Annotated in this window: 17 protein-coding genes and 1 pseudogene; 6 read left to right on the top strand and 12 right to left on the bottom strand. The window is 72.2% G+C overall.

Annotated elements, in window-relative coordinates:
* Positions 1 to 31: 31 nt before the first annotated feature.
* The 4 genes from ACZ5ON_RS08500 to ACZ5ON_RS08485 all read right to left on the bottom strand — a co-directional run bounded on the left by ACZ5ON_RS08500 (position 32) and on the right by ACZ5ON_RS08485 (position 4,625).
* A complete protein-coding gene (locus ACZ5ON_RS08500; RefSeq protein WP_465587446.1) occupies positions 32 to 265 on the bottom strand; it encodes a hypothetical protein in 234 nt (77 codons plus the stop codon).
* 37 nt (positions 266 to 302) lie between these two features.
* Positions 303 to 1,067, bottom strand: a complete 765-nt coding sequence (locus ACZ5ON_RS08495) for a MerR family transcriptional regulator (protein ID WP_465587443.1) — start codon at positions 1,065 to 1,067, stop codon at positions 303 to 305.
* Between the two features lie 317 nt (positions 1,068 to 1,384).
* Positions 1,385 to 3,322, bottom strand: a complete 1,938-nt coding sequence (locus tag ACZ5ON_RS08490; protein WP_465587440.1) for a bifunctional metallophosphatase/5'-nucleotidase — start codon at positions 3,320 to 3,322, stop codon at positions 1,385 to 1,387.
* A gap of 331 nt (positions 3,323 to 3,653) precedes the next feature.
* Positions 3,654 to 4,625 (bottom strand): SDR family NAD(P)-dependent oxidoreductase, encoded by a 972-nt coding sequence (locus ACZ5ON_RS08485; RefSeq protein WP_465587437.1) that lies wholly within the window; start codon positions 4,623 to 4,625, stop codon positions 3,654 to 3,656.
* A 176-nt stretch (positions 4,626 to 4,801) separates the two neighbouring features.
* On the opposite strand from ACZ5ON_RS08485, the gene ACZ5ON_RS08480 reads away from it, so the two are divergent.
* Together ACZ5ON_RS08480 and ACZ5ON_RS08475 are read left to right on the top strand one after the other, a co-directional pair.
* Positions 4,802 to 5,290, top strand: coding sequence for a GNAT family N-acetyltransferase (locus tag ACZ5ON_RS08480; protein ID WP_465587434.1), 489 nt, complete (start codon positions 4,802 to 4,804; stop codon positions 5,288 to 5,290).
* Between the two features lie 764 nt (positions 5,291 to 6,054).
* Complete coding sequence (locus tag ACZ5ON_RS08475; RefSeq protein ID WP_465587431.1) at positions 6,055 to 6,957, top strand: hypothetical protein; 903 nt, start codon at positions 6,055 to 6,057, stop codon at positions 6,955 to 6,957.
* A gap of 124 nt (positions 6,958 to 7,081) precedes the next feature.
* On the opposite strand, the gene ACZ5ON_RS08470 is transcribed toward ACZ5ON_RS08475, so the two are convergent.
* The gene (locus ACZ5ON_RS08470; RefSeq protein ID WP_465587428.1) at positions 7,082 to 7,957 is read right to left on the bottom strand and encodes an oxidoreductase; all 876 of its coding nucleotides are present in this window, start codon (positions 7,955 to 7,957) and stop codon (positions 7,082 to 7,084) included.
* A 146-nt stretch (positions 7,958 to 8,103) separates the two neighbouring features.
* Here ACZ5ON_RS08470 and ACZ5ON_RS08465 point away from each other — a divergent pair, with 146 nt between their 5' ends.
* Together ACZ5ON_RS08465 and ACZ5ON_RS08460 are read left to right on the top strand one after the other, a co-directional pair.
* Entirely contained in the window at positions 8,104 to 8,988 is an 885-nt protein-coding gene (locus ACZ5ON_RS08465) for a LysR family transcriptional regulator (protein ID WP_465587425.1), read from the top strand.
* Entirely contained in the window at positions 8,985 to 9,173 is a 189-nt protein-coding gene (locus tag ACZ5ON_RS08460; RefSeq protein ID WP_465587422.1) for a hypothetical protein, read from the top strand. The genes ACZ5ON_RS08465 and ACZ5ON_RS08460 overlap by 4 nt, the downstream gene beginning before the upstream one ends.
* A 12-nt stretch (positions 9,174 to 9,185) precedes the next feature.
* Here the strand turns inward: ACZ5ON_RS08460 and ACZ5ON_RS08455 are convergent, their stop codons facing one another.
* The 3 genes from ACZ5ON_RS08455 to ACZ5ON_RS08445 form a co-directional block, all read right to left on the bottom strand.
* Entirely contained in the window at positions 9,186 to 10,376 is a 1,191-nt protein-coding gene (locus ACZ5ON_RS08455) for an FAD-dependent oxidoreductase (protein WP_465587418.1), read from the bottom strand.
* Positions 10,377 to 10,614: 238 nt separating this feature from the next.
* On the bottom strand, positions 10,615 to 13,266 hold the full coding sequence (locus ACZ5ON_RS08450; protein WP_465587414.1) for a SpoIIE family protein phosphatase: 2,652 nt from the start codon (positions 13,264 to 13,266) through the stop codon (positions 10,615 to 10,617).
* Positions 13,267 to 13,636: 370 nt separating this feature from the next.
* Positions 13,637 to 13,843 (bottom strand): hypothetical protein, encoded by a 207-nt coding sequence (locus tag ACZ5ON_RS08445; RefSeq protein WP_465587410.1) that lies wholly within the window; start codon positions 13,841 to 13,843, stop codon positions 13,637 to 13,639.
* A 351-nt stretch (positions 13,844 to 14,194) separates the two neighbouring features.
* Here ACZ5ON_RS08445 and ACZ5ON_RS08440 point away from each other — a divergent pair, with 351 nt between their 5' ends.
* Positions 14,195 to 14,467: a hypothetical protein gene (locus ACZ5ON_RS08440; protein ID WP_465587406.1), complete on the top strand. Its 273-nt coding sequence runs from the start codon at positions 14,195 to 14,197 to the stop codon at positions 14,465 to 14,467.
* 27 nt (positions 14,468 to 14,494) lie between these two features.
* Here ACZ5ON_RS08440 and ACZ5ON_RS08435 read toward each other — a convergent pair whose 3' ends face one another.
* Both ACZ5ON_RS08435 and ACZ5ON_RS08430 read right to left on the bottom strand, forming a co-directional pair.
* Positions 14,495 to 15,118, bottom strand: coding sequence for an RraA family protein (locus tag ACZ5ON_RS08435; RefSeq protein ID WP_465587403.1), 624 nt, complete (start codon positions 15,116 to 15,118; stop codon positions 14,495 to 14,497).
* Between the two features lie 222 nt (positions 15,119 to 15,340).
* Complete coding sequence (locus tag ACZ5ON_RS08430) at positions 15,341 to 16,834, bottom strand: FAD-dependent oxidoreductase (RefSeq protein ID WP_465587400.1); 1,494 nt, start codon at positions 16,832 to 16,834, stop codon at positions 15,341 to 15,343.
* A 397-nt stretch (positions 16,835 to 17,231) separates the two neighbouring features.
* Here ACZ5ON_RS08430 and ACZ5ON_RS08425 point away from each other — a divergent pair.
* Positions 17,232 to 17,570: pseudogene (locus ACZ5ON_RS08425) on the top strand (SDR family NAD(P)-dependent oxidoreductase); the annotation flags it as partial.
* 42 nt (positions 17,571 to 17,612) lie between these two features.
* On the opposite strand, the gene ACZ5ON_RS08420 reads toward ACZ5ON_RS08425, so the two are convergent.
* Both ACZ5ON_RS08420 and ACZ5ON_RS08415 read right to left on the bottom strand, forming a co-directional pair.
* A complete protein-coding gene (locus ACZ5ON_RS08420; protein ID WP_465587397.1) occupies positions 17,613 to 18,152 on the bottom strand; it encodes a GNAT family N-acetyltransferase in 540 nt (179 codons plus the stop codon).
* 340 nt (positions 18,153 to 18,492) lie between these two features.
* On the bottom strand, positions 18,493 to 18,795 hold the full coding sequence (locus ACZ5ON_RS08415; RefSeq protein ID WP_465587394.1) for a putative quinol monooxygenase: 303 nt from the start codon (positions 18,793 to 18,795) through the stop codon (positions 18,493 to 18,495).
* Positions 18,796 to 18,922: the final 127 nt, after the last annotated feature.

The following is an 18,922-nucleotide window of genomic DNA, read 5'->3' as shown; positions in this document are numbered from 1 at the left end:
GTCGGCCTGCCCGGCCCGGCACCGGTACTCCTCAGCGGCCCTTCCGCCCGCCTGGTCGTGCACCGTTTCCGGCGGACTCGAACGCCGCACCGGCGGCGGTGCGCCCCAGCCGTACGTAGGTGACGACGGCCGGCACCGCGAGTGCCGGGCTGGCGGAAACGGCCACGGCCCACGGCAGTAGGCCAGCGGCGGCCGGCAGGACGAGCGCGAGGAGGACCGGCACTGTGGACAACAGGGCGATGCTGAGACGGAGTCGAGAGGACATGTCCACTCCTGGGAAGGTGATCACTCCGGACAGGGCGTCACATCGAAGCGCGGGCGCGGTCGAGGTAGTCGGTCAGTTCGGGCCAGCCGCCGGCCGGGGTGGAGGGGTCACCTGACAGTGCGGCGGGTTCCTCCCGCCAGGCGGCACGGACCGCCGTCGAGATGCCGGTGTCGCCTCCGTTGAACAGCGCACTCAGCTCGTCCATCCGCCGGACCAGCTTCCGCACCTGCGGTGCGCTCGGCTCGACCCCCGAGGTCCGCAACGCCTCGGCCCTGCGGTACAGCTCGGGCCACTCGACCTCCAGGAGGTAGTGCGCGGCTGGTCCGAGGGCCGCAGTCCGCTCGCGCAGGGCCCGGATCTGGTCCTCGTCGAGGCGGCGCCGCAGCGCGAGTTCGGCTTCCGGGCCGGCACCGCGCATCGCCCGGAGCACACCGACCAGGGTGGTGGCGTCCGGCTCGCGTTCGGCGGCCAGCTCGCCGTGGATGTGGGCCAGCCGCTGCCGCAGGGTCTCAAGGGCGGTGACGGACTCCTCGACCCGGTCCAGGTGTTCGCGCAGCAGCCGGACCGGGTCGACCCCGGCGTCCAGGCAGGTGGCGATGGACTCCAGGCCCAGGCCGAGCCCGCGCAGCGCGAGCACCTGGTACAGCCGGACCACGTCCTGCTCGGTGTACTCGCGGTGCCCGCCGTCCGTGCGCCGCGAGGGGCTGAGCAGCCCGATCTGGTCCCAGTGGTGCAGGGTGCGTACCGTCAGCCCGCTCGCCTCGGCGAGCGCGCCGACCTTCCATGTCTGTTCGAAGCTCATGAAGCAAACGATGCGTCCTGACGTCGCGTGAGGTGCAAGCCCGGCCGCCGGAGAACCACCGCGACCGTTCGCGCCGCGCATCGGTGCCGGGAATGATCTTCGCCCCGGTCGGTGGTCCACTGGCCGGGGTCAATCCGCAGGCGCCGTACGAGCTCGGCCGGAGCTCCGGCACCGCCGCCGTACCGTCCTCGCCCGCGGTGTCGCCGCACGAATGGCCCGGGGAACCCGGCCGGACACCTCCTCCTGCCCAGGTCGCCTACTGCCGATGCCCCGGCCACCGTCGGATGCCGAACGGTGGCCGGGGCGCGGCGCCCGGTTCAGCAGGGGACCCGGAACCCGTCGACTGCCGTCCGGACGGCGGCCTCGGCGCGCCGCCCGGCACCGCCGGCCGAAGCCGCCGAGCGCGGTACCGCGAGTTCGCCGATCCGGGCGCCCCGTCCGGCGGCGTTCTTGACCGAGACCCGGTTCAGCGGCGCCGGGCTGATCCGCTTGCGCGCCTTCACATAGGCGGCGAAACTCTCGAAGTCCCTGGTGTGCCTGAAGGGTTCGGTGTAGCCGGCGAACGCCGGGTACCCGTCACCGTTGACCAGCGTGTACGCGGGCATCGCGATCCGGTAGGAGCGGGCCAGGTCCAGTGGCTTTCCGTCGATCAGGACCTCGCGGGGATCGACCCGGTGGCCGGCCGGGCCCGTGGCGTCGAAGCTGTAGTGGACGTTGTGCGAGACGGCCAGCGGCGCGAACTGCAGCCCGCCGCCCCCGACGTCCGTCCACTGCTGTTCCAGGGCGTCGTGGATCTGCGCCCCGGTGACGGTTACGGTGATGATCGCGTCGCCGTACCCGACGGCGTTGAACACCTGCCCGAAGGTGACAGTCCCGCCCGAATGGGCGTCATGGTCGAGGTCCGCGCCGATGATGCACTGGCCGAAGCGCGGTGCGATGGCGATGACGGCCAGTTCGGCCGGCGTGTCGGGGAAGGCGTTGCCGTCGTTCATCGGGCCCTGCGGCTGCCGTCCGGCCCAGTAGGCCCAGTCGGCCACCAGGTTGCCCAGGGTGCTCTCACCCGCCCGGTTGGTCCGCCGGGTGAAGGAGGCGGTCTGTTTGGCGATGGCGGTCCTCGCGCGCCGCTCGGCGTACCCGGCCCAGTAGTCCACCACCTGCTTCAGCTCCGGATCGGGTGCCACGTCACGGGTGTTGGGGTGGTTGACGGAGGTGGTGAGCGTGCGCACCACCCGGCCGGTCGCCGGATCGAGCCGCAGGTTGATCTCGTTGATCAGCTGGCCGTAGCACCCGGCCTCCACGAACGGGCGCGGTACGCCGTTCGGATCGGGGACCATCATGTTGAACGCGCAGTGCCAGTGGCCGGTGACGATCGCGTCGATGTCGGGGGAGACCCGCAGTGCCAGCTCGTAGGCCGGCCCCGAGGGGTTGCTGCCGCTGTTGAAGTCGGTGCCGGCCACCGCACCGTCGTGCATGCTGAGTACGATCGCGTTGACACCGCGTGACTTGAGCTCCGCCGCACAGCGGTTGGCGCTCTCGATCTCGTCCAGGGAGGCCAGCGCCGGCTGGAAGGACGCCGGGAAGGACTCGGTGCCGATCGCGGTCAGATGGATGAAGCCGATCGGGAGCCTGTGCCCCCGGCCTGCGTCCACCCACTCGATGTTGTACGGCGGCAGGACCGTGCGGTTGCTCGCCTTCCACACCATGTTGGCGCTGTAGTAGCGGAAGTCGGCGCCCTTGAACCGGCGCCCGCCGGAATCCTGGAAGGAGTCGTCCCAGCCGGCCTGCGGGAACGGGACGCCCTTCGCCATGTGCTGGGTGAGGAAGGCCGGCGACTTGTCGAACTCGTGGTTCCCGGCCGAGGCGAAGTCCAGCTTCATCCGGTTGAGCGCCTCGATGGTCGGCTCGTCGGCGAAGGCCGCCGCGTCGAACTCCCAGCCGGAGAACAGGTCTCCGGGCGCGAAGAAGATGGAGTTCCTGCGCCCCGCCCGGAGCCTGTTCAGATGGGCCGCCAGATAGGCCACCCCGCCGACGGTGTACTTCTGGCCTGCGGTGCCGGTGATCACCGAGTCTCCGGCCGGTGCCGCCTGCAGATAGCCGTGCAGGTCGGTGATGTTGAGGAGTTGTACGTCGACGTACTCGTCGGCCGTGGCCGCGTCCCGGGCATGGTCGCCGGCGAAGGCCGGAGTGCCGATGGCGGCGACGGTGGCGACGGCGCCTGCGCTGGTGATGAAAGCCCGCCGTCCGATCTGTCGCACTGGCTTCACTCTCCTGCGGATGTCTCCTACGGTTGAGGGACACATGACGGGGAGACAGGGAACGCCCTGTCATCGGTCCCTGTACCGCCAGGGTGCCGAGCCGCAGGTGGCGGCCGGAATCCGCCCGGCATGAACAGTACGTGCACATCCGGCGTCAGCCGTGCACTGCCGCGACTGCCACCGCTCCGCGCCCGGTCAGGGCTCCTCGGCGCATCGGACCCGGGGGACGACCTTCCAGCCCTGACCGGCGTACGACCGGCGCACGACCGGCGCTCGGCCGACGACTACTGGCAGTGGTCGGCCCCGGCTGGCGACGGATGGAAACGGCTGGTCAGGAGGCGCGGGCGAAGGCGTCGACACCGGTGAGTTCGGCGGACAGCTCCCACAGACGGGCGGCCTGACCGGGATCGGTGGCATAGGCGCGCACACCGGTGAGCGGGGCGTCCTCGGGCGTGGTGAGCTCGGCGACGTCGCAGTCCTCGCAGTAGAGGCCGCCCAGTTCCGCGAGCCCGGGTGAGGTCGCCGCCCACACCTGGGTGGCCGCGCCCTGCTCGGGGGTCTTGAAGCCGGGATCCGCAGGTTCGCCGTCCTCGTCGATCCAGCCGAAGGACGTCATCTCCGCCTTGGTGAGGTGGCGTTGCAGCGGGGTGAGGATGCTGCCGGGGTGCAGCGAGAACGCCCTGATCCCGAACTCCCTTCCGAGCGCGTCGAGATGCAGTGCGAACAGCGCATTGGCGGTCTTCGCCTGACCGTACGCCTGCGTCCGGTCGTAGCCGTGCTCGAAGTGCGGGTCGTGCCAGCGGATGTCCGAGAAGTGGTGTGCCGCCGAGGAGACCGAGACCACGCGCGCGCCGCCGTCCACGATGGCCGGCCAGAGGTGGTTGACCAGGGCGTAGTGACCGAGATGGTTGATCGCGAAGTGAGCCTCCCACCCGGGACCGATCCTGGTCGGCGGCAGCGCCATGACGCCGGCGTTGTTGATGACGATGTCGACCGCGCGACCCGAGGCGAGGAAGCGTTCGGCGAACCCACGCACGCTGTCGAGGTCGGCGAGATCGAGCTCGTCGACCTCGACCCCCTCGATCCCCTCGACCGCCGCCAGGGCGGTCGCCCGTCGCCGGGCCGGGACGATGATCCGGGCACCGGCACGGGCCAGTGCACGGGTGGTCTCCAGCCCGATGCCGGAGTAGCCGCCGGTGACGATCGCGAGCCTGCCGGAGAGGTCGATGCCGCGCAGGACGTCGTCCGCACTGCTGCGCGCCGAGAAGCCTGAACCGATCCTGTGCTGAGAAGTCGTGGTCATGGAGCCGAGGCTAGGAACTGGAGTGCGCTCCAAGTCAAGGAAGGCCGGCGGGTGGAGGGGCGGGCCACGAGGGGCGCGCCGGCCGACGGACCGTGTCCGGTGGGTCCGCCCGCCCGGACCCGCGACCTCCGGAAAATCCCTGGCGCACCGCCAGATGCCACCGGCATCCTGTCCGCATGCTGATCAGGGAAGCCACCACCGAGGACTGGCCCGCCATCTGGCCCTTCTTCCGGCAGATCGTCACCGCGGGGGAGACCTTCCCCTACCCGGTCGATCTCACCCAGGCACAGGGCCGCGACTGGTGGCTGCTGCCGGCCCCTGACCGTACGGTCGTCGCGGTCGACGAGAGCGGTGCCGTGCTGGGCACGGCGAAGATGAACCGCAACCGCATGGGCAACGGCTCGCACATCGCCAGCGCCAGCTACATGGTCGACCCGGCACGCTCTGGGCAGGGCATCGGCCGGGCCCTGTGCGAGTACACACTGGAGTGGGCACGCGCCGAGGGCTACCGGGGGATGCAGTTCAACGCCGTCGTGGAGACCAACGAGCACGCCGTGAACCTCTACCGCTCGCTCGGCTTCGAGGTGCTGGGCACGGTTCCGGAGGGCTTCCGGCATCCGGCGAAGGGCTATGTGGGCCTGCACATGATGTACCGCCCGCTCTGAGCCGGACACCCCCGGCCTGCCCCGTACGGTCTTCGCGGTGGTCCCGTGCCCGGCGACCAGCAGCGTGACCAGTTCGTCGCGGATCAGCCGGTCGGTGTACTCGGGCCGGCTGGTGGCCAGATCCAGCACGACGTGCAGCGGGCCCGGGCCGTCCGGGCCGGCGACGCCCCGGCGGGCGGCCGCTATCGCGTGCCCGGCGACGGCGTCGATCCGGGCCAGGTCCGCGGCCACCGCCGACTCGACGGCGGCCTGCGCGGCGGGCACCCCGGCCGCTGGCGTCGTGGGGGTGGTCGGCAGGGCGGCCACCACCGCCTCGATGGCGGCAAGTTCGTGATGGGTCGCGGTCGCGAACAGGACATGTGGCGTTCAAGCGGGCGAGCGGGTCAGCCCGTCGCACCGGCGTCGGCAGGCGTGCGTCAGTCCAGGACGGTGATCGAACGGACAGACGCAGCATCGAAGAACACCGTCCACGCGGCGGACCACCGATCCCGTCGACCTGACCGTCCCGGATGCGCCACTCGCTCGGCACGCGCCGACCACGTCCCCGCACGGACCGCTGGACCGGCCGAACCGGGTCGGACGCCACCCGCCGGAGCTCGCCTGCGCCCCTGCCGGTGACGCCTCGCCGACCCCTCATCCGACAGCTCGCGAAGCCGCGCCGGAGCATTGGTCCAAATCGGTTCGCCTCGCGCCGAAACCGCTGCACCGCGCGGGCGCCCGGGGATCCTTCGCGCGGCGAGAAGCCATCCGACGAAAGGATTTCCATGCCGGACCAACTGCTCAACCGCGCCGCACGAGTGGCGGCCGTCGCCGCCGTCGCCCTGGCCACGGTCGTCGCCTCGGCGGGCGCCGCGGGCGCGGTGTCGCCCGAGGAACACCCGATCGAGGTCAAGGTCGACAGGGCGGGCATCCAGGCGCCGCAGAACCACCTCGGCGGCCTGGTCAGCTTCCGGGTCAAGACCGACGACCCGAACGGCCGTCAGCTCCAGTTGCTACGCCCGCACGCCGGAGTGGCCATCGGCAAGGTGCTGCACGACCTGGCCGACTCGATGAGCCGCAGGCCGTCCACCGCAGCCGCGGGCATCCGGGCGGTCCGCCACGAGGCCGAGGCGCTCGGCGGCGCCATGGTCACCCCGAGCGTCCACGAGCAGTTCACCGAGGAGGTCGCCCCCGGCACCGTCTACCTGTTGGACCTCACCGCCTTCCGGGCGGACCCGGCCCACCCGGTGATGCGGACCATGGAGCTGGCCGGTACGAACGGGATGAACGCCAACCAGGCCCGTTACCCGCACGGCATCGTGGTCCACCGCACCACGCCGGACGGTCCGCGCTTCCAGACCGACGATCTGGACCACGTCCACCTGGCCTACCTGGTGCACAACGGCTCGCGCCAGATCCACGAGACGCAGCTGCGGCCGGTCGCCCCCGGTACCACCGACCAGCAGGTCCAGACCTACCTGGCCACGGTCGCGCAGGGCCGTAAGGCGCGGTCCCCGTTCACCGGCCCGCCCACCGGCCTCGGCGCCTTCTCGCCGGACCGCAGCGCGTCGATCCAGGCCCATGGCCTGCAGCCGGGCCGGTACGCGGTGCTCGACATGATGCCCGACGAGGAGACCGGCCTGTCGCACGCCGTCCTCGGCATGCACGAGGTCGTCGACCTGAAGTGACGCAGGGCGGCGGACGGTCGGTCGGCGGGGCGAGACACCGCCCGCAGACCGCCTGCCAGCCACGCCGCCGGGACCGGTCCGGCCGGACCGGTCCCGGACCCGGTCACAGGAATGGGTCTACCTCTCAGTCCTCGAAGTCCGTAGCGCGGCCGATGGACTCCCAGGCCAGGGCCTGCGCGCGAGCGCCGTCCAGATGGCCGAGGATCCCGTCGACGGCGTCGTTGCCGAGCGCCAGCCGCAGCGGGGTGTGCTCGGCGTCCAGCGCGGCCAGGATCGCCGCGGCGGCCTTGGCGGGGTCGCCCGGCTGCTTGCCGTCGCTGCCCGGCAGCCCGGACCGGACGGGGCCGACGGTCTCCTCGTAGGCGGGAATGGCCGCGGACTGCTGCAGGGCGCCGCCCCCGGCGAATCCGGTCCGGAACGCGCCGGGTTCGACCACCAGCACCTTGATCCCGAACGGAGCCACCTCCTGGGCGAGCGCCTCGGACAGGCCCTCCAGCGCGAACTTGCTCGCCGAGTAGGCGCCGACACCCGGGAACGAGAAGCGCCCGCCCATGCTGCTCATCTGCACGACCGCGCCCGAAGCCTGACGCCGCATCTGGGGCAGCACCGCGCGGGTGAGCGCGGCGGGGCCGAAGAAGTGAAGTTCCATCAGATCGCGCAACTCGCGGTCGGTGGACTCCTCGACCGCACCGATCAGCCCGCGGCCCGCGTTGTTCACCAGTACGTCGATCCGCCCGTACCAGAGCAGGACCTCGGCCACAACGGCGCTGATCCGGGCCGGATCGGTGACGTCCAGGGCGACCGGGATCACCCGGTCGGGATGCGCGGCGGCCAGTGCGTCCAGCGCCTCCGGCCGGCGGGCCGCCGCCACGACGGTGTCACCGGCGGCGACGGCGGCCTCGGTGATCGCCTGGCCGAAGCCGGACGAGGCGCCGGTGATCAGCCAGACCCGGCCGTGGGCCGTGCGCTCGGCGGGCTGGGCTGGGGACACGCTGGACATCTGCATCTCCTCGGTCCGCGACGCCCGAATGCTCCTGGTTTCCGGGCACCGCTTGGTGGTTGACGACTTCAGTTATGCCAGCCGGCTCATCCGGCCGTCCAAGACACAGGCCCGGTGGCTCGATAAAGGCGGCTTATGATCGCCGGATGGAGCTCCGTCAGTTGCACTATCTGGTCGCGATAGCCGAGGAGGGAAACCTCGGCCGGGCCGCTGCACGGCTGTACGTAAGCCAGCCCGCGCTGTCCTACGCCCTGAGGAACCTGGAGTCGGAACTCGGCGTGCGGCTGTTCGAACGGCACTCCGGAGGCGTCACCGCGACGGCGGCCGGTCGCGACGTGGTGGCCGAGGCCCGCCGCACGGTACGCCAGGCCGAACGGGTCGCGGCCGCCGCCGAGCGGCACCGCCGCGGCGAGACCGGGGTGCTGCGAGTGGGCTTCGAGGCCAGCGGCGCCGGTGAGTTGACCACCCGCTCGCGGGCCGAGTTCGCCCGCCGCCACCCCGGCGTCCGGGTGGAGCCCAAGCGCTTCGACTGGGGGCAGGAGGCGGCCGCGCTGCGGGACGGCCGGGTGGACGTCGCCTTCGTCTGGCTGCCCGCCGACCTCACCGGTCTGTGCGCCGAACCGGTGCACGCCGAGCCCCGGGTCGTCGGCCTGCCGACCGGGCACCCGCTCGCCGACCGGGACGGCCTCTCGGTGCTCGACGTCAACGACGAACCGCTGATGTGGACCGAACGCGCCCCTCGGGAGTGGGTCGACTGGTGGGCCGTCAACCCCAGGCCCGACGGATCCAGCCCCAACTGGGGTCCGACCAACGACAACGTCGAGGAGATGCTCGAACAGGTGGCGGAGGGCGCTGCCGTCTGCTTCGCCCCGCTGAGCATGACCCGCTACTACGCCCGCCCCGATCTGGCCTGGGTCCCGCTCACCGACGCCGATCCGCTGCGGGTCGTGCTGGCCTGGTCCGAGGGCACGGACAACCCACTGGTCCACGGCTTCGCCGAGGTCGTCCGAGAGCTCGCGGCCCAGGTGTGACCGGCGGTGCCACGGCGCTACCCGGCAGTGGGGACGGCCCGACCCGGTCGGCGGTCCTGCGGCTTCCCGAACAGTCCGGACGAGACGGTTCCCCGGTCGGGTTCGTGTCGACCGCGTTGTCGACCGAGCAGTCGCTCGCCTTCTTCGCCACCGGCGAGCTGCCGTGGCGCACCGGCAACGGCTGAGCGGACCGCAGCTCACGCATCCCGGCCGGTGCCGGGCAGCGGTGTGTCCCAGTCGAGCAGGCGGATCAGCTCGTCGTCCACCCGGGAGACCGGGCGTGCGGAGTCCCGCACCTGTGGGCCGGGCGAGCCGGGCGAGCGGGTCCGGCTCGCGGTGAGCTGGGCGCTGACCGTGATGTTCTGTTCGACCCGGGGCCTGCGGTGCAGTTCGTAGCAGTCAAGCGCCGCGGCGGTGGTGTCCGCGTCGCGCAGCGCCTTGGCCAACACCACGGCGTCCTCGAGCGCCATCGAGGCGCCCTGGCCGGTCGCCGGTGAGGCCGCGTGCGCGGCGTCGCCGATGAGCACCGTACGGCGTCCCTGCCAGCGGGTGCCGGGAGCCAGGTGCAGGGCGTTGGTCACCATCAGCCGCTCGTCCGTCGCCGCGACGATGTCGGCCGCCGGTGTGCGGTCGGGGCGCAGCAGCGGCAGCAGGTGTTCCCGCCACTGCTCCGGCGTCGCCCGGGCGATCTCCTCGGCGGTCGCCGCCGGGCCGGGCACCCGCGCGAACCAGTAGGTCTCGGCGGCGGGGGAGACCAGGTAGCCGAACGCGGCGCCGCTGCCGCGGACCATGGTGATCCGGTCCGGCTCGCCGTCCACGGGCGCGGCGGCCGTGGTGTAGCCGTAGAAGACGCGCTGGCCCGCGTACTCGGGTCCCGGTGCGGCCGGATCGAGCTGGCTGCGCACGGTCGAGCGAAGCCCGTCGGCTCCCACGACCAGGTCACCGGTGGCCGAACTGCCGTCCGCGAACTCCACGGTGGCGCCCGTCTCGTCCTCGCGGAGGGCGGTGAGCCGCGCAGCGTGGCGGATCGGGATCCCCCGCCGCCGGACCTCGCGCTGCAGCGCCGCACCCAGTTCGGCACGGCGCAGGCAGCGGTAGCGGGTCAGCGGTTGGTCGTGTTCGCCGAGCGGCACGGCCGCGAGTTCGGTCCCGTTCTCGTCGATCACGTTCATCCGGCTGATCGGGAAGCCGAGGCCGGCCACCGGTCCGGCCGCGTCGATCTGCGCCAGCGCGCGCATGCCGTTGCTCGCCAGGGTGAGGAACGCCCCGATGTCCTCCCCGGTGTTCGGATGCGCCTCGTGGACGGTGACTTCGAATCCCGCCTTGTGCAGTGCCAGGGCCGTCGCCGTCCCGGCGATCCCGCCCCCGATCACCATGATCCCCGCCAACCCGAGTCCCCTTCCCCCTGTCGCCCCGGCGGTCACCGGCGCGGAAGATGCCGCTGATGTCCAACCCTGACCATAGCGCCGGGGCGCCACGGCATCCGGCCGGACCGGTACACCTGACCGGATCCCGGCTCGGCCCGGTGCGTCGGGCCGCCAGCGTGGACGGCCGCGTCTCCCGGGCCTGCGGGGCAAGCGGATCAAGCTTCGCGGACCCGGGCACGGAACGCGTGCGTACGGCTGCTCACCTCGTCCCGGCCTGGCCGGAAGGGGGTGCTACGCGTTGCTCGGTCCAGATGGTCTTGCCCGTCGGGGTGTGGCGGGTGCCCCAGTGCTGGGTGAGGTGGGTGACGATCAGCAGGCCGCGGCCGTTCTCGTCGTCCGGCGCGGGGTGGCGGGGGTGCGGGGTGGTGTCGGTGGCGTCGGAGACCTCGCAGACGAGCGTGTCGTGGTCGTACAGGAGCCGGACGTGGATGGGGCCGGAGGCGTGCTGGATGGCGTTGGTGACCAACTCGGTGAGGATGATCTGGGTGGTGAACACCTCCTCCTCCAGGCCCCAGCGGGCGAGCTGCCGGGCGGCGGCGGTACGGATCGCGGCAACGGCCGTGGGGGCGAAGAGCACGTCCCAGTCGGCGATCCGCTCGGGCCGCAGCAGGTGGGTACGGGCGACCAGCAGAGCGGTGTCGTCGGTGGGGCGGATGGGGGTGAGCGCGGCGAGCACGTCGTCGCAGATCTCCTGCGGGGTGCGGTCGCGCTGGTCGGTGAGGGCGGCGACCAGGGCGCGCTCCCCGGCGGCGAGGTCGTGGGTGTGGTTGGTGATCAGGCCGTTGGTGTAGAGGACGAGAGTACTGCCCTCGGGGAGGTCGAGCCGGGTGGTGTGGAACGGGTGGTGGCCCAGGCCCAGCGGCGGGTTGGTGGGGACGTCGGGCACCTCGACGGTGCCGTCCGGGCGGATCACGACGGGCGCGGGGTGACCGGCACCGGCGAGGGCGCAGGTCCCCGCGGTGGGGTCGTAGATGGCGTAGAGGCAGGTGGCGCCGGCGATGACGGACTGCGAGTCGGAGGTCTCCTGGTCGAGCTGGGTGACCAACTGGTCGAGGTGAGCGAGGAGTTCGTCGGGCGGAAGGTCGAGAGTGGAGAAGTTCTGCACGGCGGTGCGCAACCGTCCCATGGTGGCCGCGGCGTGCAGGCCGTGCCCGACCACGTCGCCGATCACCAGGGCGGTGCGGGTACCGGGCAGCGGGATGACGTCGTACCAGTCGCCGCTGGCACCGCTGGGGGCGGGCAGGTAGCGGTGGGCGATGTCGAGGGTGGGGTGCGGCGGCAGGGTCCGGGGCAGGAGGTGACGCTGGAGCGTGGTGGCCATGGTGTGCTCGCGGGTGTAGCGGCGGGCGTTGTCGATGGCCAGCGCGGCGCGGTTGGCGAGCTCCACCGCCAGTGACAGGTCGTCCTCGTCGAAGGGCTGGCTCTCCCGGGTGCGCCAGAAGTTGACGACGCCCATCATCACGCCCCTGGCCTGCAGCGGCGCGGTGACGAGGGAGTGGAAGCCGAAGTCGATCACGGCCTGGGTGCGCTCGTGGTCCTGGGTCAGCCAGCCGGCGTCGGCGCTCAGGTCCGGGACGAGCACGGGCTGGCCGCTGACGAAGCCGGTCGCCTGCGGGGTGGTGCCGGCGAAGGTGTGCAGCTCGTCCTCCTGGTAGAGCGGCGAAGGGCCGGGACCGGCGATCGCGACCCGCCGCAGCACGGCCGACGCGCCGCTGCCCAGGGCATGGGGCTCCTCGCCCTCCAGGACGGGCTCGGCGAGGTCGACGGTGGTGTAGTCGGCCAGCCGCGGGGTGGCGATCTGGGCGAGCTCCTGGGCGGTGCGCCGGATGTCCAGGGTGGTGCCGACGGCGAGGCTCGCGTCGTACAGCAGCCTGAGCCGGTTGCGGGCGGTTTCGGCTGTCCCGGTGAGCGTGTGGAGTTCGGTGGTGTCCCGCAGGGTGGCCACGCTGCCGGGCGGACCGCCCTTCCGGTCGGTCGGCCGGTTGTTGATCGCCAGCAGCCGGTCCCCGAGCGGGACCACCTCGTCGGTGACGACCCGCCGGGAGGCCAGCAGCTCCGCCATCCGCGGATCCAGGTGGAGGTCCGGATCGGCGACGGCACGGCCCTCGGCATCGGTGGGCAGGTCGAGCAGGCGGCGCGCCTGGTCGTTGGCGAGCAGGATGCGGCCGGTGCCGCCGACGATGACCACCCCTTCGCGGACCGCGTGCAGGACGGCGTCGTGGTGCTCGTACATCCGGGTCATCTCGGCCGTTCCCAGACCGTGGGTCTGGCGGCGCAGCCGGCGGCCCACCAGGGCGGTACCGGTGGTGGCCAGTGCGAGGGCGGCCGCTCCGGTGCCCAGCACCAGGGGGAGCTGGTGGTTGATCGCGCTGCTCACCCGGCTGACCTTGAGCCCCGCGGACACGATCCCGATGATGCTCCCGCCCGTGTCGTAGACCGGGACCACGACCTGGAACTCGTGCCCGAGCGGGCCGTGGACGCTCTCGATGGTGACACGGCCCTGCTCCAGGGAAGGGGCGATCGTGCCGACGAACTTCTTCCCGATCAGCTGCGGTTCCGGGTGCGTGAAGCGGATGCCGTTGCGGTCGGTGACGACGATGAAGTCGACGCCGGCCTGCTGGCGGGCGATCTCCGTCCGCGGCTGGAGCACCGCGCTGGGGTTCGGGCCGAGCATGGTGGCCGCCAGGCCCGGAGTGTGCGAGAAGGACTCGGCTGCGGCGAGCGAGCGGTCACGGGCTTCGTCGAAGCGGTCACTGCGTGCCTGGATCAGCAGGGTGACGACGGCGGCCACCACGAGCAGCAGCACGATCAGCACCTGCAGCAGGAACATCTGCCCTGCGACGCTGCGCATGCCCGGTCGGCGACGTGCCGACGAAACGGGCGGGACAGCGTCTGGCTGTCGCCGCTCGCGGCGGCCGCTCGGTCGGCGTCGGAACGGCCAGGAGGAGCGGGGCAGGGCTCGGGCCATGGGTAAATGTCTATCCCGGCCCCGCCGTGAGCGGGCCGCACCACGCTGTGGACCTTGCGCCGAGCGAGCGGAAAGCCACTCCCGCACCCGGGTGGCGTTCCCGGTCACGGCGGGCCGCAGGGCCAGCGTGACCCCTCGCAACAGACCGGAACCGCTCCGGCACCCCGGCCGGGTCGGTCAGCGCTCCCGTCCGGGGACGGCAGCGTCAGCCTGGTGGAGTACCGCGGTCTCAGCCGGCCGGGGTACCACGGCGTCAGTCGGTGACCGGCCGCCAGGCGGGCCGGGCGCCGTCCCGTCGCACCCGGCCGAACACCACGTCGGCGAAGTGGACACCGAAGCCGATGGTGTCGGGGCGCGCCAGTTCGGCGACCAGCTCCCGGCGGTGGCGTGCGGCGAGTTCGGGGTCGTGATCGGGCGCCGCGGACCACTCCGGGTGGTCGATCTGGATCGACGAGTGCATGGCGTCGCCGAAGGCGATCAGCCGCCGGCCGCCCCCGGTGACGGTGTAGGCGGCGTGCCCGGCGGTGTGGCGGAGCTGGACACCGAGTTGGACCTGCGCCTGGACACCGAGGTGTGCTTCCTCAAGCTCGTTCCTCTGGTGGGTGGCTGATGGCGACGACGGACATCCTCGACGCGGCCGCGGCGCGGCTGCTCGACGCGCTCGACTCCGGCCAACCGGGCGCGGTCGCCGAGGCGCTGCTGGCCATCGACACCGAGGTCGATGGCCACCCGTCCACCGAGAGCCTGGTGCGCGCCCGGGCACGGGTGATGGAGCTGCCCGCGGGGCCGGGCCCAACTGGTGGGGCTCCTGGTGCGGATGCTGGAGGACTGCCACACCCCCGTACCGCGGATCGAGCGGCGCCGCCAGGCCGTGGTCCGGCTGGCGTCGATGCTCTCCCGGGGCGTACCGGACGACGCGATGCGCGATGCCCGGGAGGACTGGCTGCACGTACTGGGCCGCCAGTGGCACATCACCGACCGCTCCCGGGCGGAGCGGCTGATCCGCGGCGAGATCGAGGCCACAGAGCCGTCCGAGGGGGTGCCGTCATGTCGGACGCGCGCCGGAGGGGCGCCCGCGTGGTGAACCGCGCCCTCGGAGCTCGAGTCGCCGTCAGTCCTCGTAGCCCTTCTCGGCCAGGATCTTCTCGATGCGGGCGCGATGCGCCTCCTCCCACGCGTCGAGGGATCCGCCGGCCTCCTTGGCCAACTTCGCCTGGGCGTCGAGGAGTACCCGCTCCCGGCGACCACCGGGGGTGACCACGATGCCCTCCTCGTCGGCCACCACGATGTCGCCGGCGTTCACGTGCACGCCGCCGCACCGCACCCGGCCGTTGAGCGGTTCAACTGCCGCCTTGGTGCCCGGGACGGGGATGACTCCCCTGGCGAAAACGGGGAAGCCCATCTCGCGCACCTCGGCGAGGTCACGGATCACCCCGTCGACCACGAACGCCGCGATTCCCCGACGCTGGGCGACGGCACAGACGTTTCCGCCGGCGACCGCGTAGTCCACGTCGCCCGCTTCGACGACGATGACCGAGCCGGGCTGGGCGCGGTAGATGGCCGCGTGGAGCATCAGGTTGTCGCCCGGAGGGCACCGCACGGTGAACGCCGGTCCGGCGACCCTGGGAACCGAGGGCCACAGCGGGCGGATGCCGACGTCCATGACCTGCTCGCGCCCCAGCAGATCGGCCAGGGTCGTCGGGGGGACGCTCTCGAATCCGGCGACGTCGTTCACGGTCTTCCTCCACCTATCGGGCGCGCCCCTGCTCGTCCGATCCGACGATCCGAGAGACGGGCCTGAGATCGGTGAGCAGCCTGTCCTGAGCCAGTCTCGATGTCAAGATACTTGATATCGATATAACTGGCGCCGGGCGGAGCCCGGTGGCCGCGGGGGCGGGACGTCTGGACGCCTCCGGCTGGCAGTCGCCAACCGCCGGTGCCCGGAGATGCGTTGAGGTCAGTCCCGGGCGGTGGGAGGTACGGCGGCCGCGCGGCCACAGGCACTGTTCAGCGCGTCCCAGCCGCTCAACTTGACGCGTTCGCCCCGGCCCAGCGCGGCGGCGAGTTCGCGCTCCCGCTCGTCGATGCCGAGCCAGTCGGTGTAGCTCACCGGCCGCACACCGCGTGCGGCGAGCAGGTCGGGGAGCACCGGAGCCGCGGGATCCGCGCGGTGAACGGGCGTCACGCCATCCACCCGGTCGGCGAGGAGCGTGCGGACGGTCTGCGCGGCGTCGGACTTGTTGCTGCCGATCACACCGGTCGCCCCGCGCTTGAGCCAGCCGGCCACGTACTCGCCCGGCTGCGGGGTGCCGTCGGTTCCCAGAACCCGGCCATCGGCGCTGGGGACGACGGCACGCCGTTCGTCGAACGGAACCCCGGGAAGCGGCACGCCCTCGTAGCCGACCGATCGCAACACCAGCTGTACCGGGATCTCCGCGAACTCGCCCGTCCCGGTCACCTGACCAGTCTCTGTCGGCACGGTCCGCTCGACCCGCAGCGCCGTTACCCGTTCGGCGCCGATGATCTCCACCGGCCGCAGCCAGAACCTGACCGACACGCGCCTCGGGTGTCCCTGCGACGACCGCTCGGCCCAGCCCCGGATCACGGCCAGATTGCTGCGCACCCGCCGGTCCGACTCCGCCTCGCCGCCGATCTCTCCGATGGGATCGAACCCGTCGGTCCCGGCCGTGTCGACCGTGATGTCGGCGCCCGGCACCTCTCCGAGTTCGCGGAGTTCCTTCGGGGTGAACCTGGCCTGCGCCGGCCCGCGGCGGCTGATGATGTGGATCTCCTGGACCCTGCTGGCCGCCAGCGCCGCGAGTACCGGCTCCGGTACGTCAGTGGCACTGAAGGCGGCCGCGGGCTTGGCGAGGATCCGCGCCACGTCGAGCGCCACATTGCCGGCTCCGATCACGGCCACCGCCTCGGCATCGAGTTCGAACATCGCCGGGTCCGAATCGGGGTGCCCGCAGTACCAGCGGACGAAGTCGGCCGCCGCGGCACTGCCCGGCAGGTTCTCGCCGGGCACCCGCAGCCGGCGGTCGCGCGGCGCGCCGGTGGCGTACACCACCGCGTCGTAGCACGCGAGGAGCATCTCGCGGGTGACGTCCCGGCCGAAGCACAGACCGCCGAGAAACCGGACCTGCGGGTGTTCGAGCACCCGCCTGAGATAGTCGGCGATCGACCTGATCGACGGGTGATCGGGGGCGACGCCGTAGCGCACCAGGCCATAGGGCGTGGGCAGGCGGTCAAGCACGTCCACCGCGACCTCGAAGCAGTCCGCGGACGCCGAAGCCTGCTTGATCACGGCCTCTGCGGTGTACAGACCGGCCGGCCCCGAGCCGACCACCGCCACCCGCAGCCGGGTCGCTGCGGAGTGAGGGCCGCGCGCCACCGCGTGACCGGACGCGGCAGCCGGAGCCGCGCCGACTTGGACCGGGTCAACCGTCATCGGCCCGGCCTGCCGGTGCCGACCGCTGTCGGCCGACCGACGCCGACCGGCCGGACCGATCCCGGACGGCTTACCCGGCACCGAGCGGCCGGAGCGCACGGGCGGTCGGACGGACGAGACGAGCCCACCTGCGCTGTCATGGCATCCCCTTCCGCTCCCGGCCGAGCACGGCGGTCGGACCGACGGGCGGCGCCCTGACCGCCCGGCCCCGGCTCCCGACCCCGGCGCTCCGGCGGCTCGGAGGGCGCCCTCGGCTCCATCGTTGCACCTCTCCAGCGTCGACGGCGGTCGCCTCCACCACGGTGGTCGGACGGTGCCAGCCGGTACGGACCAGCCCTTCGCGCTGCAACTGGGCGAGGCCCTCGCGTTCGACTCCGCGGTTGCCACGGCGGCGTTGCACATCGGCTCGCGTGGAGCCTTCCGCGGCGAGCCGGACCATCCCGCGTACGGCGCGAGCAAGGCCGCGCTGCACGCGTTCGGCCAGTCCCTCGCCGTCGCCCTGGCACCGCACGGGATCTCGGTGACCTCGGTCGCCCCCGGCTTCACCGCCACCGACAGGGTCGCCGACCGCCTGACCGGCCCGTCGGGGGACGCCCTGCGCGGCCAGAGCCCGTTCGGCAGGGTCGGCACTCCGGAGGAAGTCGCCGCCGCCGTGGTCTACCTGGCATCGGCCGAAGCCACCTGGGCCTCCGGCACGATCCTCGACCTCAACGGGGCATCACACCTGCGGCTGTGAGCCCCCGATCGCAGAGGTAGCGGCCAGGGGCGAGAACTGCGGTCACCGGCGGGCGGTTGCCGGTAGCGGATGCAATCGGTCGATGAAGCTACGGGTCAGCACGCGGGTGGTGCTGCCGTCGTCCTCGGCAATGTCCCGGACGTGCTCGAAGCCGATCCCCTTCAGTAGGGCCAGCGAAGCGCTGTTCGGTGCAGCCACGGTGGCGTGCACTTCCGTCAGCCCCAGAGTGCCGAAGCCGTGGGCGACGATCGTCTCGGCCAGTTCTCGCCCCAGGCCGGATCCCCACGCGTCCGGGGTCAGCGCGTAGACGATCTCGTGGCCCTGGACCTCCTCGCTCGGCTTGATTTCAGCGTGTCCGACGTAGCGGCCGTCGCGACGAACGGCCCAGACGTCGAACAGGTCCTTGGCATAGACCTTCGTGAAGATGCGCCCGAACAGGGCCCGGTCCTCAGCCTCGGTAGAGGGGCCGTCACCCATCCACTGCGACACCCTCCGGTCCTGGAACAAGGCGACGAAGTCCTCCTCGTCCTCGGGGGAGTACGGCTCAAGCTGCAGACGCTCGGAGTGCAAAGTCGGGGGCACGGAAGGGACGCTATCAATCAGTACTCGACGCGTGAAAGGCATTTGTCAGCGATGACCCTCCCCAGCGCAAGGCCGCACGCCCACCGCACCACGATTCACCGCCCGGTGCATGGCACCCGCCACCGACTTCTACGTCGTCAAGGGCGGCTACACGTTGGGAAAGTGATCGCGACCGGCGATCGCGGCCGGTGAGCGGCCGGACTTCGAGCCCGACTTCGAGCCAGACCTCGGGCCGGATGTCTGGCCGGGCGTCGCAGCACGGACGCCTCCTCCCGTCGGCTCAGGGAGGGCAAAGGGCGGGGCCGGCTCCTGGCGGCCCCGCCCCCTCGGCCGTGCCGGTTCAGGGGAGCTTGGCGGCGAGGACGTCGATGGTGCGGATGTCGGGCGCGGTGGCCAGGTGGGTGGGGGCGATCTTCATCAGGGCGGCGGCGATCCGGCCGTTGATGTGTGCGGCGCGGCCGGTCTCGTCGGCGAAGGTGTCGAAGATCCCGAACACGGTGGGGCTCTCCTTGAAGGCGAACCAGGTGACGGTGAGCTCCTCCTCGCGAGCCGATGCCAGGGCGTCGCGCAGCAGCGTCTCCACCTCCTCGGCATGCTCGGGGAGGGCCTCGATGCGGGCCAGCAGACCGATGTTCGACGTCATGTGTTCCGTCCTCGCTCGTTGTGGTGGGTCGCGGGTTGGGGGGACCCCCGAAGACCCCTGTGTCCCTGCTCCCCAGGGCGGTGGAGGTGCTGTAGAGGTTGGGCAGGTTCTTCCACGGGTTTCCTTT

The organism is Kitasatospora sp. NPDC032150 (assembly GCF_055579945.1).
This window is presented reverse-complemented; position numbering and strand designations above follow the sequence as displayed.